The 16,611-nt window shown below is 39.0% G+C and carries 14 protein-coding genes; 7 read left to right on the top strand and 7 right to left on the bottom strand.

Annotation, left to right across the window (positions count from 1 at the left end; all coding sequences use genetic code 11):
- Window positions 1-13 precede the first annotated feature (13 nt).
- From SNR28_RS10410 to SNR28_RS10430, 5 genes are read right to left on the bottom strand one after another with little or no spacing between them, the layout of a single operon-like run.
- Window positions 14-1,345 (bottom strand): fatty acid--CoA ligase family protein, encoded by a 1,332-nt coding sequence (locus SNR28_RS10410; protein ID WP_375752276.1) that lies wholly within the window; start codon window positions 1,343-1,345, stop codon window positions 14-16.
- Between the two features lies 1 nt (window position 1,346).
- Window positions 1,347-2,120: a class I SAM-dependent methyltransferase gene (locus SNR28_RS10415; RefSeq protein WP_375752278.1), complete on the bottom strand. Its 774-nt coding sequence runs from the start codon at window positions 2,118-2,120 to the stop codon at window positions 1,347-1,349.
- On the bottom strand, window positions 2,120-2,818 hold the full coding sequence (locus tag SNR28_RS10420) for an SDR family oxidoreductase (protein ID WP_375752280.1): 699 nt from the start codon (window positions 2,816-2,818) through the stop codon (window positions 2,120-2,122). The genes SNR28_RS10415 and SNR28_RS10420 overlap by 1 nt, the downstream gene beginning before the upstream one ends.
- 3 nt (window positions 2,819-2,821) lie before the next feature.
- Window positions 2,822-3,112: a hypothetical protein gene (locus SNR28_RS10425; protein ID WP_375752281.1), complete on the bottom strand. Its 291-nt coding sequence runs from the start codon at window positions 3,110-3,112 to the stop codon at window positions 2,822-2,824.
- Complete coding sequence (locus SNR28_RS10430; RefSeq protein ID WP_375752282.1) at window positions 3,081-3,716, bottom strand: hypothetical protein; 636 nt, start codon at window positions 3,714-3,716, stop codon at window positions 3,081-3,083. Before SNR28_RS10430 ends, SNR28_RS10425 begins: the two co-directional genes overlap by 32 nt.
- A gap of 440 nt (window positions 3,717-4,156) precedes the next feature.
- On the opposite strand from SNR28_RS10430, the gene SNR28_RS10435 reads away from it, so the two are divergent.
- The gene (locus SNR28_RS10435; protein WP_375752283.1) at window positions 4,157-6,085 is read left to right on the top strand and encodes a polysaccharide biosynthesis protein; all 1,929 of its coding nucleotides are present in this window, start codon (window positions 4,157-4,159) and stop codon (window positions 6,083-6,085) included.
- A 168-nt stretch (window positions 6,086-6,253) separates the two neighbouring features.
- Here the strand turns inward: SNR28_RS10435 and SNR28_RS10440 are convergent, their stop codons facing one another.
- Window positions 6,254-6,994, bottom strand: coding sequence for an SDR family oxidoreductase (locus SNR28_RS10440; RefSeq protein ID WP_375752284.1), 741 nt, complete (start codon window positions 6,992-6,994; stop codon window positions 6,254-6,256).
- 273 nt (window positions 6,995-7,267) lie between these two features.
- Here SNR28_RS10440 and SNR28_RS10445 point away from each other — a divergent pair, with 273 nt between their 5' ends.
- The 4 genes from SNR28_RS10445 (at window position 7,268) to SNR28_RS10460 (ending at window position 12,300) form a co-directional block, all read left to right on the top strand.
- On the top strand, window positions 7,268-8,689 hold the full coding sequence (locus SNR28_RS10445; protein WP_375752285.1) for a mannose-1-phosphate guanylyltransferase/mannose-6-phosphate isomerase: 1,422 nt from the start codon (window positions 7,268-7,270) through the stop codon (window positions 8,687-8,689).
- On the top strand, window positions 8,690-10,075 hold the full coding sequence (locus SNR28_RS10450) for a phosphomannomutase CpsG (RefSeq protein WP_375752287.1): 1,386 nt from the start codon (window positions 8,690-8,692) through the stop codon (window positions 10,073-10,075).
- A gap of 155 nt (window positions 10,076-10,230) precedes the next feature.
- Window positions 10,231-11,577 (top strand): MBL fold metallo-hydrolase, encoded by a 1,347-nt coding sequence (locus SNR28_RS10455; protein WP_375752288.1) that lies wholly within the window; start codon window positions 10,231-10,233, stop codon window positions 11,575-11,577.
- Window positions 11,578-11,664: 87 nt separating this feature from the next.
- Complete coding sequence (locus tag SNR28_RS10460; protein WP_375752289.1) at window positions 11,665-12,300, top strand: TetR/AcrR family transcriptional regulator; 636 nt, start codon at window positions 11,665-11,667, stop codon at window positions 12,298-12,300.
- Between the two features lie 80 nt (window positions 12,301-12,380).
- On the opposite strand, the gene metJ is transcribed toward SNR28_RS10460, so the two are convergent.
- Window positions 12,381-12,701, bottom strand: coding sequence for a met regulon transcriptional regulator MetJ (gene metJ, locus SNR28_RS10465; RefSeq protein WP_375752291.1), 321 nt, complete (start codon window positions 12,699-12,701; stop codon window positions 12,381-12,383).
- A gap of 272 nt (window positions 12,702-12,973) precedes the next feature.
- Between metJ and SNR28_RS10470 the strand changes: the two genes are divergently transcribed.
- Window positions 12,974-14,140: an O-succinylhomoserine (thiol)-lyase gene (locus tag SNR28_RS10470; RefSeq protein ID WP_375752292.1), complete on the top strand. Its 1,167-nt coding sequence runs from the start codon at window positions 12,974-12,976 to the stop codon at window positions 14,138-14,140.
- A complete protein-coding gene (locus SNR28_RS10475; RefSeq protein WP_375752294.1) occupies window positions 14,141-16,546 on the top strand; it encodes a bifunctional aspartate kinase/homoserine dehydrogenase II in 2,406 nt (801 codons plus the stop codon).
- Window positions 16,547-16,611: the final 65 nt, after the last annotated feature.

Genomic DNA, 16,611 nt, shown 5'->3' on the forward strand with positions numbered 1-16,611 from the left:
TAAATTATAATGACTACCTTCTGATTTTTTTAAACCTATCTGTAAAGTTTGTTTTTTCTACCAAGTTTACTTTGGTTGGAATTTTGTAACTGTCTAGCCTATCAATACAGTATTTTCTGATGGTTCTTTTAAGTATGCTTTTATTTAGGCTAGATACTACATCACATACTACTGTTTGCCCCGTAATAGGATTGTTTTTTCCATAAACCATAACGTCATCAATTTGGTCCATCTCAATAATAACTGATTCAACTTCATTCGGTAGTACTTTTTCCCCTCCAACATTTATTACTTCTTTATTTCTACCTATAATCTTTATAAAACCATCTGTTGTTTCTTCGACTAGATCACCTGTTTTAAACCAACCATCTTCTGTAAAACTATCCATCGGAGAATTAAGGTAACCCAAAATTTGAGTTTTGCTTTTAAGCCATAGTTCTTGATTAACAACCTTATATTTGAGGTCAGGGTCATCAATTTTCATAAAAGTTGAGCTTGAGGATTTCGAAAATGTATTAGCGATACCAGTTTCACTTGTCCCAAAAGTTTGTAAAAACTTAACACGCGGAAATATTGACTTGAGTTTTGTAAGTAAACTTTCTGGCATTGTTTCTGTGCCATAAGTTATCATTCTTAAACTTGTTAAGTCATATTTTTCATAGGCTTTGCTAATTAGCATAAGGTTAAGGAAAGTAGGGCTCGAAGGAAGAACCTTAATACTATACTCTTGAAGCAATTGACAAACATCGTCAGCATTCCTATTCATGGGAATGACTAGAGTAGAGCCGATTGACAGTGCGTTTAGCATGGTGTTGATACCACCAATGTGATCGAACATTAAAAATAAAATAATGTTCACTGTTTTTGGCTTTTTTAATTTGTAATGATCAACTAGATCATCAAAATTATGTATCATAGCTTTAGGCTTTCCGGTGCTTCCACTTGAAAACAAAATCAAACCAGAACATAAGTCTCTTTGAAGACATTTGATAATATGATGCTTGTCTGCAGCCTGTCTTGGCTCGACAACGTATCTCCCATCAATAATTGTTATTGATTTATCCGAATAAGACTCGGATATTTTTTCCTCTTGTTCAGATTCAATCTTTGTTGCAATCGGAGCTATTATGTTTTTGTTCTTATAAAGTGCAAAAAACAAAGCAATTGCTTCGAAACTGTAATCAGATATTATAGATACTACTTCACTTGGCTTTATTTTATGGATAATATTTTCGCTAATGTAATTTATTTCTGATAGTAGTTCTCGATAAGAATATTTTCTCTGATTAAATACAATGGCGACTTTATCATCATAATTCTCAAAGTTGCTTATGAACTGGTTCATGCTATTTTTTCTTCGCAATTATGTAAAAATTAGGGCTGTAGGTAAAAGAAAAGTTTGATAAAATATCAAGAGTTTTGCTCATAACCCAATTATGTTCAGGTATTCTTTTTGATATCTTTAGTATTTCATAGTCTTTTTGCAAGAACTTTGATAACTCCTCTACATCAATTCCAGGTTCAAAATTATTGTGGTACTCTGCTATATCTTCAAGTTCATGTAATGAGTTTTTTTCTGTCTTAGTGTCAAACAGCTTTCGCCTTAATTTAATAAGTTTGCTTAGTTTGTTTTGAAACTTTCGGTTTGGTTCAAAGTCAAAGTAGATTACTCCACCTTTTTTTACTACTCTAGTAACTTCTTTTAATACTTCATAGTAATCAAAAAAGTGATGTAACACAGAATAACCAGCAACGACATCTATACTATTATCTTCGAAATCAAGTTTTGTAACATCACCCACTTTAGCGATAAATTTAGGGGATTTCACTTCGGAATTAAATAAAGCCACCTGTTCTTCTGATATGTCTATACCGGTTCCCTTTTGGAGTAAGTCATTTCTAGAAACTAACTTACTTAAGAAACCTGAACCACAGGCCAAATCGAGAAATTGTTCATTGCCCTCACTATTGCTTACACTATAGTGCAAATTATTCAATACGTCAGCTTGAATGTTATTAGTATATGCATAATATTCATTTTCAAGATATTCTTTTGCTTCTAAGTTGTAGAACTCTTTATTTGCATTAACAACATCTGATTTTGATATTTCTTTTTTCACTAGCTAACGCCTCCTAAGTATATTACTTGCCCAGTGATAAATTTACTCTTTTTATCTACGAAAAAATCTATAACATTTATAATATCTTCAGTATTACCAAGCCTCTTTATGGACTGTTTATCGATAAGCTCATTAATTTTATCTTTTGGGACGGCCTTAATTAGATCTGTCATTGTAGGAGTTGGTCCTATAGCATTTACCGTTATTCCATATGGCGCAACTTCCTTGGCTGCTGTTCTAGTAAAGCTCTCAATAGCACATTTGCTAGCTGCGTATATAGACTCACCTTCTAGGTCTAAGGCACTAGCTACTGTGGAGTAGTTAACAATTCGACCACTTTTTTGTTTCATCATGACCTTGGATACTTCTCTAGAAAACAAAAATGTACCAAAGAAATTAGTTTGAAAGACGTTTTTTACGGTAGTTAATGGTGTTGTGAGGAAATGGTTCATAGAAGCTATTCCAGCATTATTCAGGAGTATGTCTATTTTGCCAAACTCTCTTTTTGTACTTCTCACCATTTTAACAACATCTTTTTCGTCAATTACGTCAAGCTTATAATGCCTATAATTATCGTGGACTATCGATTGCCTTCCTCTGCTACATCCTATAACTATATCTCCTTTTTTAAGGTAATACTCGCTTAGTTCTTTACCTATGCCTTTTCTAGTTCCGGTTATGACAATAACTCTACTCATGGTTTACTCATTAGTAAGGGAATAAATATAGTTTAATAATGAATCAATATCTCTAAAAGGTGATGTTTGTTGGCTCATTGCCTTTTCATCAACTAGCACTATATCCACCTCAAGTTCGTCAGATAATCTTTCTTCTAGATCAGTGATAAAAGAAACTAATGCAACACTGTCTAACACCCCATTTCTCCCATAGAGCTTGGTTTGTAAAGAAATATTTTTTAATTCTTCACTTTTTAACTCCTCATTAATATCTTCAAGTAACTCAACGATAATGTTCTGTAGTGCTGACTTCATTTTTCTTTTCCTTAATTGCTAAATAAATATTTTCTGGATATGATTCTATTTCCAGAATAGAACTCATTCCTTTACTTTTAAGCATTCTTAGTGATTTGTTATTACTGACTCTACAACTTCCCCAATAGGTACTCGAGTACTTTTCTAACAGCTTTATATTTCTAGCGTAAGCCTTTGATAGCTCAATTGCTACAATTGGTTTTTCTGAGTAAGATATGTCAATAACGAAAGCGCCAACATAGAAATCATAAGTGTCTATGTCTAAATAATTACTAAATTTTTTGGTTTTTGCTGATTTGTACACTGATTGTATTTTTTTTAGGTTGAAAATGTGTCTAATTAAAAAAAATAGAATCGAAGTAAAGCTTTTTATTTTGATTTTTTTTTCAAAATCGGAGTATTTTAAAAAAACTGTACTGAATGCTGAAATTACATCGTTAATTACAACAACATTTATATTTGAGTTGCAGTCACTAAGTATTAATTTATAAAAATTTCTAACAAAATTCCGACCTAATATGATAGATAGTTCGTTACCATCAAAGTTCTGCATGTGAATCTCAACCAATCTATCTAGATCATTAATATTTGCTTTTCTTATCATTCATCGTCACCCTAATATTGTTTCCTATTTATTGGGCATTAAAAGTCAATGGATATTATAGCTCAACCGTGATTTGAGAGCCTTTCGGGTTAGATGAGCATACCTCGCCAGTGATGTCGCAGGTTCTATAGAACTACAATTCTTTAACCTCGGAAAATTGTACTAGATTGTGTGCATCAAAACCAGATAGGAGAATGTTATTTAAGTATTAGCTAAACTGGCAATCACTAGCTTACAGAGAGTATGGTTTGATTGTACAACTATTAGGCGGTAAAGGTGACAGCACCACTTACTTACAACTGGCACTCATGATACTATCTTTTAGTTTCGGTGGTATGTAACAAAGGTATCACACTGTCAAAAGGTGCTTTTTTGTATCAAGTTCAATAATATCACTTTTTGTGTAATGTTCGTTCGTCTGTTTAGAATATAAAAGTATTATGGCTAGATTAAATTTTATCTGGAATTTATCCCGAGTTAAGAAGCGCTTGATAAGCGTGATTCTGGATACGTTGTTTATCATTGCTTCGTTTTATGGCGCCTATTGGACAAGAATTGGTCACATAGGGTCGCTTGAGGATCCTGTAACTAGGTATATTCTAGCTGGAACGGTTGGAATTACGGTTTTTACTTTTATCAGACTTGGCCTTTATAGAGCTATCCTCCGTTATTTAACTTTTCATGCTTTAGCCGTAATCGCCTTAGGTACTATTGTGTCAGCTGCATCTATTAGCTTACTTGCTTTTTATTTTAATGCAGAGGTACCACGTTCGGTTCCAATTATATATGGCGCATTTTTGTGTATTTTGAGTGGTGGTTCTCGACTTGTGGCAAGATCATTGTATTCTCAGATTAACCATAAAGGTAAAAAAAACGTTTTAATTTATGGTGCTGGTGCTGCCGGACGACAGTTAGCATTCGCTTTACGCTCTTCTGAATCATATAAAGTTGTCGCCTTTATTGATGGCGATAGTACTTTGGAGAACACGATAATACTAGGTCTAAAAGTCGAGAATATCACTAAGGCAGAGAGCCTAATAAATAAGTATAATGTTAGCCAAATTTTTCTAGCAGTCCCAAGTGCAAGTAGAGCTAGAAGAAAAGAAATTTTAGATAAATTAGTACACTTGCCTACAGAAGTGTTAACTGTTCCTGATATGACCGATATAGTCTCCGGAGTCGCTAAAATCGACGAACTAAAAGACGTGCCTATTGAAGACTTATTAGGTAGAGATCCAGTGTCTCCTCAACAATCTTTGCTTGAAGGTAATATCCTCAATAAAGTTGTAATGGTTACTGGGGCTGGGGGATCGATTGGATCCGAATTGTGTAGGCAAATAGTAAGACAAAAACCATCAACCATTGTTTTGTTTGAGATATCAGAATTTGGTTTATATCAAATCGATAGAGAATTAAATGCATTGGTATATGAAGGGCAACTCGACGTTAAGATTGTCCCATTATTGGGCTCAGTACAGAGAATTAACCGTATGGCAATGGTTATGAAAAGCTTTAACGTCCAAACGGTTTATCATGCGGCTGCTTATAAACACGTTCCTTTAGTTGAGTATAATGTCGTAGAAGGTGTTAGGAACAACGTCTTTGGTACGTATTACACAGCAAAAGCCGCGATAGAATCAAATGTGGAGTCTTTTGTTCTTATATCAACTGATAAAGCTGTTAGACCAACAAATATTATGGGTACTACGAAGCGACTGGCAGAGCTTGGACTTCAAGCTTTATCTCAACAAGAAAATCAAAAGGAGCGAAGTACTAGGTTTACAATGGTCAGGTTTGGAAATGTGTTAGGCTCTTCTGGCTCTGTTATTCCTCTATTCAAGAAACAGATAGCAAGTGGGGGACCTGTAACGGTTACTCATCCTGATATTATTCGTTATTTTATGACTATCCCTGAAGCTGCTCAGCTAGTGATTCAGGCCGGAGCAATGGGTAAAGGTGGGGATGTCTTTGTATTGGATATGGGCGAACCTGTCAAGATAGTAGATCTAGCTGAAAATTTAATTAATCTTTCGGGTTTAGAGGTAAAAAGTAAAGAAAACCCATACGGAGATATTGAAATTAGATTTTCAGGGCTTAGGCCAGGGGAAAAATTATTTGAAGAGTTACTCATTGGAGATAATGTCGAAAAAACAGCACACGAACGAATTATGACTGCAAATGAAAGTTATTTGCCGTTTAAGAACTATAAGAAATTATTAGACGAGTTGGACTTAGCTTGTCACAACTTCGAACACGAGAAAATTAGGCAACTATTACTGGATGCTCCGACAGAATTCAATCCAACTGACGAAATCGGAGACTTAGTTTGGAAGCGAAATAGTGAGTCGATTATTTTTGATAATAAGTAAGTAATTGTTGCTATTTAATAATAATATATTCTATTTTAAGATTTATAGATATTGTTAAATAGCGACAAACACTTAGTTAAATTATGCTTATATTTAATCCGTGTGATTAACGGAAGTGGAATTATGAATTTTTATTAAAATTTAGTGAAATAATAATATGTTTTTATATTATTGCATATACAGGCCACCATTAATGGATATGGTTTCACCAGTAATATAAGCACCAGACTTTCCAGCCAAGAAACTAACTGTCATTGCTATTTCTTCAGGAGTTGCTAATCTATTTAAAGGAACTTGTTTTTTTATTTTATCTAATACATCAATTTTCATATTTTTAACCATTTGAGTAGCTGTATAGCCAGGAGCTACGGTATTAACGGTCACACCATATCGTGCTCCTTCTAAAGCTAATGATTTTGTAAACCCGATCATTCCAGCTTTAGCCGCAGAATAGTTTGTTTGGCCATACTGTCCTTTTACACCGTTGACGGAAGATATATTTATTATTCGGCCAGAGTTTTGATTGCACATTGCTCCAAATAGCGGGTGGGTTACGTTATAGAGGCTGTTGAGGTTTGTGTCAATCACGCTTTTCCAGTCTGATAGAGACATGTTTTTAAATAATACGTCTTTTGTTATTCCAGCATTATTTACTAATACGTCAATATTTTCATATGAACTCAGTACCTTATTTAGCTTATCTTTACAATCTTCGGTATTTGTAACATCTAGCTCTAAAAGCTCTATTTGATGATCTTTAAACTCGTTTTGTTGGTACCACTGAGCAGCTTTTTCCAAGTGTCCTGAGTGGTAGGTTGCGATAACCTTGTACCCCTCTTTTATAAGTTGAACAGTGATTGCGGAACCAATTCCACCAATTGCACCGGTAATAATAGCTATTTTATTCATATATTATAATACCTATAAGTTATAAGCTGTTGATACCATAAGGTTTTTTTACTTTTATTAATGCGATCTATTGTTGCATAGCTATTGTAGTGTATATTAATTCTGGCTGTATGGAGGGATGTTACGAAATGTGGTGCAAAGTGAATGTAATGAAAAATGTTAAGTTATAAATAGGATCAAGCTCAATACTTTAAATAAAAACTGTAGAACAAAGTACGTGTTAGCTTACCCTAAAGTGAAGGCTACTTTTACAAAACTGCCTTAAGGTCTTTTATGAAAACAATAATCCTCCCTATACTAATGGCCGGCGGCTCAGGCTCCCGCCTTTGGCCTATGTCCAGAACTCATTTCCCTAAACAGTTTTTGGCTCTTACCAATACAACAACTATGTTGCAAGATACCCTTGGAAGGCTAAGCGGAATCGAGCACAGCCCTGCGTGTGTCATTTGTAATGAAGAACATCGCTTTTTAGTTGCAGAGCAACTTCATTCATCTGGGCATAAACATAGCGGGATTATACTTGAACCTGTCGGCAGAAATACTGCCCCTGCTGTTGCATTGGCTGCATTGAAAGCTGTTGAGCAAGGTGATGATCCTACCTTATTGGTTTTAGCCGCCGATCATCTTATTAAAGATGAAGAAGCATTCTGTAGAGCAGTAAGTTATGCCGAAAGCTTTGCAGCCGAAGGTAAGCTTGTAACATTTGGTATTGTGGCTACCGCTCCTGAGACTGGTTATGGCTATATTAAGCGAGGAAACTCTGTTTGTACCGAAGAGGTCGCTTTTAGCGTTGACTCATTTGTAGAGAAACCAAACCTGGAAACCGCAAAGTCGTATCTAGATGATGGTAGCTACTATTGGAATAGTGGCATGTTTATGTTTAAAGCATCCCGTTATATAGAGGAATTAAGCAAGTACCGCCCAGATATCTTGTCTGCTGCTAAAACTTCTATAGAGAATGCTGTTAATGACCTCGACTTTATCCGAGTTTCTGAGAAAGATTTTAGCCAGTGTCCTGATGATTCAATTGACTATGCTGTGATGGAGCAAACATCTGAAGCCGTAGTTGTGCCTATGGATGCAGGATGGAGTGATGTCGGTGCCTGGTCATCTCTTTGGGAGGTGAGTGATAAAGATGAAAATGGCAATGTACTGCATGGAGATGTTATCCCTGTAGACACAAACAATACCTATGTGATGGCGCCTGAACGTTTAGTTGCTACAGTTGGGACGGAAGACCTGGTTATTGTGGACACAAAAGATGCATTACTAGTAGCGCATCGAGAGAAGGTCCAGGATATTAAAGCTGTCGTGAACCAGCTTAAAGAGCAAGACCGTTGTGAGTTTTTACATCATAGACAAGTCTATCGCCCCTGGGGGCACCACGATCATGTCGCAGAGGGTGAGCGTTACCACGTTAAGAAAGTATTCATGAAGCCTGGTGAGCGAACAGCTATGCAGGTTCACTATCATCGTTCGGAGCATTGGATAGTGGTGTCCGGTACGGCTCGTATCTATAAAGGGGATGAAGAGCTGATTGTGAGTGAGAATGAATCAATATACATCCCGGTAGGTGTTAAGCACTGCTTCGAAAATCCAGGTAAAGTGCCCTTAGAGATTATTGAGGTGAGAACCGGTGGTTATCTTGGTGAAGATGATATTGTTCGGATCGACGATGATGGGGAAGGTTATTAAGTGTCCGTAGAAAAACTAAGCTGTTTTAAAGCCTATGATATACGCGGCAAATTAGGAGATAACTTAACTCCAGAGATTGCTTACAGAATTGGTCGGGCATTTGGTCAGCACCTGAAACCAGAGAGCATTGTAATTGGTGGCGATATTAGGCTTACGTCTGAAGAGTTTAAATCAGCGCTAGCTAATGGCCTTGTGGATGCTGGTGTCGATGTCATCGATATTGGCATGACAGGTACTGAAGAAATCTACTTTGCCACTAAACACCTTGGAGTCGATGGTGGTATTCAGGTAACAGCAAGCCATAACCCTATGGATTACAATGGCATGAAATTGGTTCGAGAAGAAGCGAAACCAATCAGCGGTGATACGGGTTTAAGAGAAATACAAATACTTGCAGAGCAAAATCAATTTGAGCTGGTAGAAAAGGGTGGCAACCTCGTTCATCAATCCAATCTCCCAGCATATATAGATTGTCTAATGAGCTATATCGAGCCCGCGAATCTAAAACCTTTGAAGCTGGTTGTTAACTCTGGCAATGGCGCGGCTGGGCATGTAATTGATGAACTGGAAAAACGATTTGAAGCGTTAGGTGTTCCCGTTGAATTTATAAAAGTTCACCATGAGCCTGATGGCCATTTTCCAAATGGTATTCCCAATCCAATTTTGCCCGAACGTAGAGCGGACACGTCCAATGCGGTAAAAATGCATGATGCGGATATGGGTATCGCATGGGATGGTGATTTCGATCGTTGTTTCTTGTTTGATGAAAACGGGGAGTTTATCGAAGGTGCGTATATTGTTGGCTTACTTGCGGAGGCATTTCTAAAGAAAAATCCGGGCGAGAAGATTGTTCATGACCCTCGGGTTTATTGGAATACGGTTGATATCATTAAGGCAAATGGTGGTACTCCAGTGATGACAAAGTCTGGTCATGCATTTATTAAAGAGAGAATGCGTCAGGAAGATGCGATTTATGGTGGAGAGATGAGTGCTCACCATTATTTTCGTGACTTTGCCTATTGTGACTCTGGCATGATTCCATGGTTGCTTGTTGCCGAACTACTATCAGTGAAAGGGCTCTCTTTATCGGAAGCGGTTAATGAGCGAATTAATGCTTACCCTGTCTCCGGAGAAATTAACTCTAAGCTAGAAAACCCGAGCTTGTCGATTGAAAGAGTGAAAACTAAGTACGAGCCGTTGGCTACGAAAGTAGACTTCACTGATGGGTTGAACTACGAGTTTTCGTCAGAACAAGGTGATTGGCGATTTAATTTGCGTAGTTCAAATACCGAACCAGTTGTCAGACTAAACGTCGAAGCTCGTGGAAACAAAGCCCTTTTGGAGCAAAAAACGGCAGAAATACTCGAGTTGCTCCGTCAATCATAAGTATATTTAAGAGGCTCAGCGATATAGCTAGCCTCTTTCCTCTCATCGTTTTTCAGTATCAAATATCTAGATATCCCTCGACAAAATACCTAATCATTACTCAAACATTTAAAGCTATTGATATCGTGATTTCTCAATTGAGATGAGGAATCGATATGCGCTTAATTCATCACGGTGGCAAAGATAAAGTAACCGGTTCATGTCATGAACTTCGATATAACAAGCAAAGTATTCTTGTAGATTGTGGCCAGTTTCAGGGAAAGGACTCAAAGCCGTTAGATATTGATTTTCCGGTAAAGCATATTCAGGCTTTGGTTGTTACTCACGCTCATATCGATCATATAGGCCGGATTCCTTGGCTTTTGGCTGCTGGATTTAAAGGCCCAATCATCTGTACTCATGCGACAGCGGAACTTATCCCCTTAATGCTTGATGATGGTTTGAAGCTCAACCTGGGTATGAAAAAGGTAAATAGAGAGAACGTTCTTAGCTTAGTTAAGTCGAGAATGTTTCCAATAGAGTACAACAAGTGGCACCGTATAAAGGGTTGTCACCTAGGTCAGCAAAGTAATGATCAGAGTCTCTATTGTCGCTTTCAGCCAGCAGGCCACATTCTTGGTTCCGCGTATGTCGAAGTAAAACTGCCCAATAATGAGATAGTAGTATTCTCTGGTGATCTAGGGCCGTCTAGCACTCCACTGTTGCCAGATCCTATCTCTCCGAAACGAGCTGACTATCTTGTTCTGGAATCGACGTATGGAAATAGGAACCATGAAAGCGTTGCTCAGCGTGCAGGACGACTTAAAGAGATAGTTAATCGCTCTTTGTCAGATGGTGGCGCAATCATTATTCCTGCTTTTAGCATTGGTCGTACTCAGGAGTTATTGTTTGATATTGAATCCCTATTCCATTCTTCAGGGATTAGTAATGACATTCCGATTATTCTCGACTCACCAATGGCCGCAAAGGTTACTAAGTCCTATCGAAGGTTTAGGAAACTTTGGGGGAAAGAAGCGAAACAAAAGTTAGCAAAGCGACGTCATCCATTAGCTTTCGAACAGTGCACAGTTATCCATGACTACAAACAGCACCTATCTGTAGTAAACCGACTAGCATCCACAGGGGAAGCTGCGATAGTGGTTGCAGCATCAGGTATGTGCGAAGGGGGCCGTGTAATGGAGTATCTCAAGGCTCTGTTACCTGATACAAGAACAGATATTATTTTCTCTGGGTATCAAGCTGAAGGTACTCTTGGAAGGGAAATTCAATCTGGAGCTAAGACGGTTGTAATAGACAATAAAGAAACCCATGTGAATGCTCAGATACACACAATGTCTGGTTATTCTGCCCACGCGGATAAGGATGATCTGCTAGCTTTTGTTAAGGAGATTAAATATCCGCCAAAAGAAATACATCTTATACATGGTGATTATGTGTCGAAAAATGCGTTACTTCAGACTCTTGTTAGAGAGGGCTATACTCAAGGGAGTATCTTCATTTAAAGTAAATATTCAGTATTCGTAATATATTCTTTTAGTTCTATGATTTTGTTCATATACTTAACTTAACACACTGAAGTAAGGGATATTATGAAGACGCGTGAGAAGATTGTACTTGCCGCGCTTGAGTTATTTAATGAGCATGGTGAAAGAAATATCACTACAAACCATATCGCTGCTCATATAGATATTAGCCCGGGGAACTTGTACTACCATTTCCGCAATAAGCAGGAAATTGTAAGAGAGATTTTTGAAAGCTATTCAGAAGAGCTTTTGGAAAGGTTCACTCCTGTAGGCACTCAAGAAGAAAGCTTAGTGCTTTTAAAGAGATATATGGATTCCATATTCGCTTTGATGTGGAAGTATCGTTTCTTCTATGCCAATCTTCCGGAAATCCTTCAGAGAGATACTATTCTGCATCAAAAATATCTTGCTGTTCAGGAAAAAATGCAGGCAAACATAGCCTCTATTTTTGAGATGTTTAAGCAAAGAGAACTGTTGAGTGTAGATGATGCCGATGCAAGAACATTGGTGACATCATTGCATCTGGTGGCGACCAGCTGGTTGAGTTATCAGGCGGCTATGTCTCAGGGTGCAAAAATTACCGAGCAGATTATTCATCAAGGTGTGTTGCAGTTACTATCTATTGTGAAACCACATACTACGGCTTCGGGGTTGGAACAGGTTCATTTAATAGAAGATGGCATAAAAGCAATGCATGCTTAATTATTCATTTTGCTTGTAGTAAACAAAAATGCCCTTGTACATATTGGTAAATATACAAGGGCATTCTTTAAGCTCGCAATTTACTCTTCATCAAAAGCTTCGAACTCGATGCCCATTTCGGTCATCAGCCTCTTCACTTCTGCAGGAATATCATCAGGGCGATCTTTGCGCAGATCTTCATCTGTTGGTAAGGGCTGACCAGTGTATGCATGTAGAAATGCTTCGCATAGAAGTTCACTGTTTGTCGCATGACGCAAGTTATTTACCTGCCTACGGGTACGCTCGTCGGTTAGAACTTTAAGAACCTTAAGTGGGATCGAAACAGTGATCTTTTTAACTTGCTCGCTCTTCTTTCCATGCTCTGCATAAGGGCTTATGTATTCGCCATTCCAGTCAGCCATTGCACACCTTTACTAATTTTATAATTTGATAAAAAGTCTAAAGCTGAATTTTAGCGGGATTTACCGCCATAAGCAAAGACATTTGGACGTCTAGAAGTATTGACGGCTGAAATTGTGAGGGGTAAAGTAACAAGTATTCTCTGATATGAGTAACTCGGAAGAAGGAAAGGTTTAAGATAACTCAGGTTGTATAAATCTCCTATTATTAAGAGTTAGTTTATAAAATAACTTCTAAACAGAATGTAAGTCGTATTAAAAAGGAAAATCACTACATGTCTCAAAGGAAACCTTCAACTATTGCTGTTCGTACAGGTATCGAGTCGGACACACAATATAATGCGGTAGTCCCACCTATTTACCTTTCTACCAACTACAGTTTTCCGGAATTTGGTGATGTGCCTAAATACGACTACACCCGCTCAGGAAATCCTAATCGCGGGTTGCTAGAGCAGGCACTGTACGAGCTTGAATCTGGTAAAGGTGCGGTAGTGACCAATTGCGGCACATCGGCTCTAAACCTGATGGTTTCTGCTTTCCTTGGTCCTGATGATTTAATCCTTGCTCCGAACGATTGTTACGGAGGCACTTACCGATTATTTAATACGCGCGCTCAGAAAGGTGATTTTAAAGTTCAGTTTATTGATCAGACCGACGATGAAGCTTTTGATGCTGCCATAGCTCTCAAACCTAAGCTTATCCTTCTAGAGACCCCTTCTAATCCATTGGTACGCGTCGTTGATATTGCCAAAGCCTGTGAAAAAGCGAAGGCTGTTGGTGCACTCGTCGCAGTGGACAACACTTTTTTGACTCCTATCTACCAAAAGCCAATTGAACTTGGTGCAGATTTAGTAATCCACTCAATGACCAAGTACCTGAACGGTCATTCAGATGTCATTGGCGGTGTTATTATTACTAAATCTGAAGAGCATGCAGAAGAGTTGGGCTGGTGGGGGAACTGTATTGGTGCCACTGGAACGCCTTTTGATAGCTACATGACCTTGCGTGGTCTTCGTACACTTGGTGCAAGAATGAAAGCTCATGAAGAGAGTTCTCTAGCTGTTTTAGAGTTTTTGAAGAAACAGCCTCTCGTAGGCAGTATTTATCACCCAAGCCTTAAAGATCACCCAGGCCATGAGATAGCTAAAAAACAGCAAACTGGCTTTGGTTCTATGTTGAGTTTTGAGTTTGCTGGTTCATTTAAACAGTTAAAACAGTTTGTGGGAGAGCTCCAGTTGTTTTCCCTGGCGGAATCTCTTGGTGGTGTTGAAAGTTTAATTTGTCATCCAGCTTCAATGACACATCGTGCGATGGGAGAAAAAGCTTTGGAAGAGGCGGGAGTATCTCAGAGCTTACTGAGGCTTTCTGTTGGCCTCGAAGATAGTGTAGATTTAATCAACGATTTGGAAAATGCATTTAATACGGTTGTGGAGGAAGCTTAAATGACCGTTTCTCGTCAGTTACATAAGTTTGGTGGTAGTAGCTTAGCAAACCCGGATTGCTACAAACGAGTCGCTAATATTCTTAAAGAATACTCAGAGTCGGAAGACTTAATTGTTGTGTCAGCTGCAGGTGATACAACGAATCGCCTGATTGAGTGGATCGAAGCGCTTGAGAAAGATGGCCGGATCGCACATGAATCATTGATGTCCTTACGAGATTTTCAAAGCCAACTGATTGAAGAACTGCTGGAAGACAGCGGTACTTTGTTAGATGCTTTACACACTGAAATTTCAGCGCTTGGTGAGTTAGAAGCTCCTTTATCTGAAGCTCAGAAAGCAAGTGTTCAGGGGCATGGTGAAGTATGGTCTTCAAGATTGTTAGCGGCTCTACTTACTCAACAAGAACTACCGGCAATTGCTATTGATTCGAGAGATTTTTTAAGAGCAGAGAGAGCGACTCAACCAGAGGTAGACAGTGCTCGTTCATGGCCTTTGGTTAAGGAAGTTCTTGCACAGCACTCTCACCATCGCCTAGTTATCACAGGATTTATGGCGCAAAACCTGGCTGAGGAAACGGTGCTTCTTGGACGAAATGGTTCGGATTACTCTGCAACTATTATAGGTGCACTGGCAGAAGCCGAGCAGGTGACTATCTGGAGTGATGTTGCTGGCGTTTATAGCGCTGATCCAAGAAAAGTAAATGATGCATGCCTGCTTCCTTTGTTGCGCCTTGATGAAGCGAACGAGCTCGCACGCTTAGCGGCTCCGGTTTTACATAGTAGAACATTGCAGCCGGTTGCTCAAAGTGCAATGAACATGGAACTAAAGTGCAGTTATCAACCAGAATCAGGTTCAACCCGAATTGAACGAGTATTGGCATCAGGAAGAGGGGCAAAGATAATCTCCTCTCTGGAAGAGGTTCTCATCATTGAACTCAATTTCTCTCACGGACACGATTTCGAGAGATTGCAATCAGACGTAATGGGTAGGCTGCAAAGAGCGCAACTTCAGCCACTGGCGTTTGATATTCAGCCAGATCAGGGTGAGGTGTTACTCGCTTACACCGCAGAGATGGCTGAGGGTGTTCTTGAATATCTTCAGGATGCGGGAATAGAAGCAGAAATCCATCTTCGCGAAGGTTACTCAATGATTGCCGCTGTAGGGGCAGGAGTCACTAATAACCCAATTCATAGTCACGGGATCTATCAGCAGCTAAAAAATGCTCCAGTAGAGTTTATGTGCGAAGCTGAATCCGGATTAAGCATGGTTGCAGTACTGCGCCGTACAGAAACTAACTTATTAGTTAACGCTATCCATAAACAGTTGTTCCAGGCTCAGAAACGAATCGGCTTGGTGTTGTGCGGAAAAGGCAACATCGGGTCTAGCTGGCTTCAGCTATTTACAAGTCAAAAAAATGAGTTAGAGAAACGTCACGGCATGAGCTTTGAGCTTGTGGGTGTAGTTGATAGCCAGACATATTGGATGGATTACGAAGGTATTAATCCAGACGATGTGTTAAATCGGTTTGATGACGAGGCTGTACCAAATGTTGAGAATGAGTGGCTTGATAAACTAGCTCACCATCAGGGTTACGATGAAATCATTATATTAGACGTTACAGCTAGTGAACCATTGTCGATGCTTTACCCTCAGTTTGCTGAGAAAGGACTACACCTGATATCCGCGAACAAGGTAGCAGGCTCGGCTTCGGGAGAGTTTTATCACCGTGTGCAAGATGCATTTGAGAAAACAGGCCGACACTGGTTATATAATGCTACTGTTGGGGCGGGGTTGCCAGTCAACCATACCGTTCGAGATCTGCGCGAAAGTGGTGACACCATAGTTGCATTGTCAGGAATTTTCTCTGGAACGCTATCTTGGTTGTTCCAGCAATTTGATGGTTCTATTCCATTTATGGAGCTGGTGGATTTAGCCTGGCAACAAGGCCTTACAGAGCCAGATCCTCGGTCTGATCTGGATGGCTCAGATGTCATGCGTAAGCTTGTTATTCTTGCGCGCGAATCTGGTCTTTCAATTGAGCCTGAAAACATTAAAGTTGAATCGCTTGTACCTTCAGAGCTTGAAGAGCTGAGCTTAGATGAGTTTTTCGAGAAGGGTAATATACTAAGCACAGACTTGGCGGAAAGGCTGGAGAAAGCCCAAAGAGAAGATAAGGTCTTACGCTATGTAGCAAGACTGGAACGCAATGGAAAAGCATATGTTGAAGTAGAAGCTTTATCTCGTGAGCATGCGCTTGCTAACCTTCTACCTTGCGACAATATCTTCGCAATAGAAAGTGCCTGGTACAAAGACAACCCTCTAGTGATTCGCGGTCCTGGAGCTGGTAAGGAAGTTACTGCAGGTGCCATTCAATCGGATATTAACAGGTTAGCTGGCCTATTGTAGTGACGATAATTTTAAGAGCCTCCTTTGCTTGCAAAGGAGGCTCTTTTTGTTTGTGTGAGCTTGAC

The organism is Vibrio iocasae, from assembly GCF_042245395.1.
Lineage (GTDB): Bacteria > Pseudomonadota > Gammaproteobacteria > Enterobacterales > Vibrionaceae > Vibrio > Vibrio iocasae.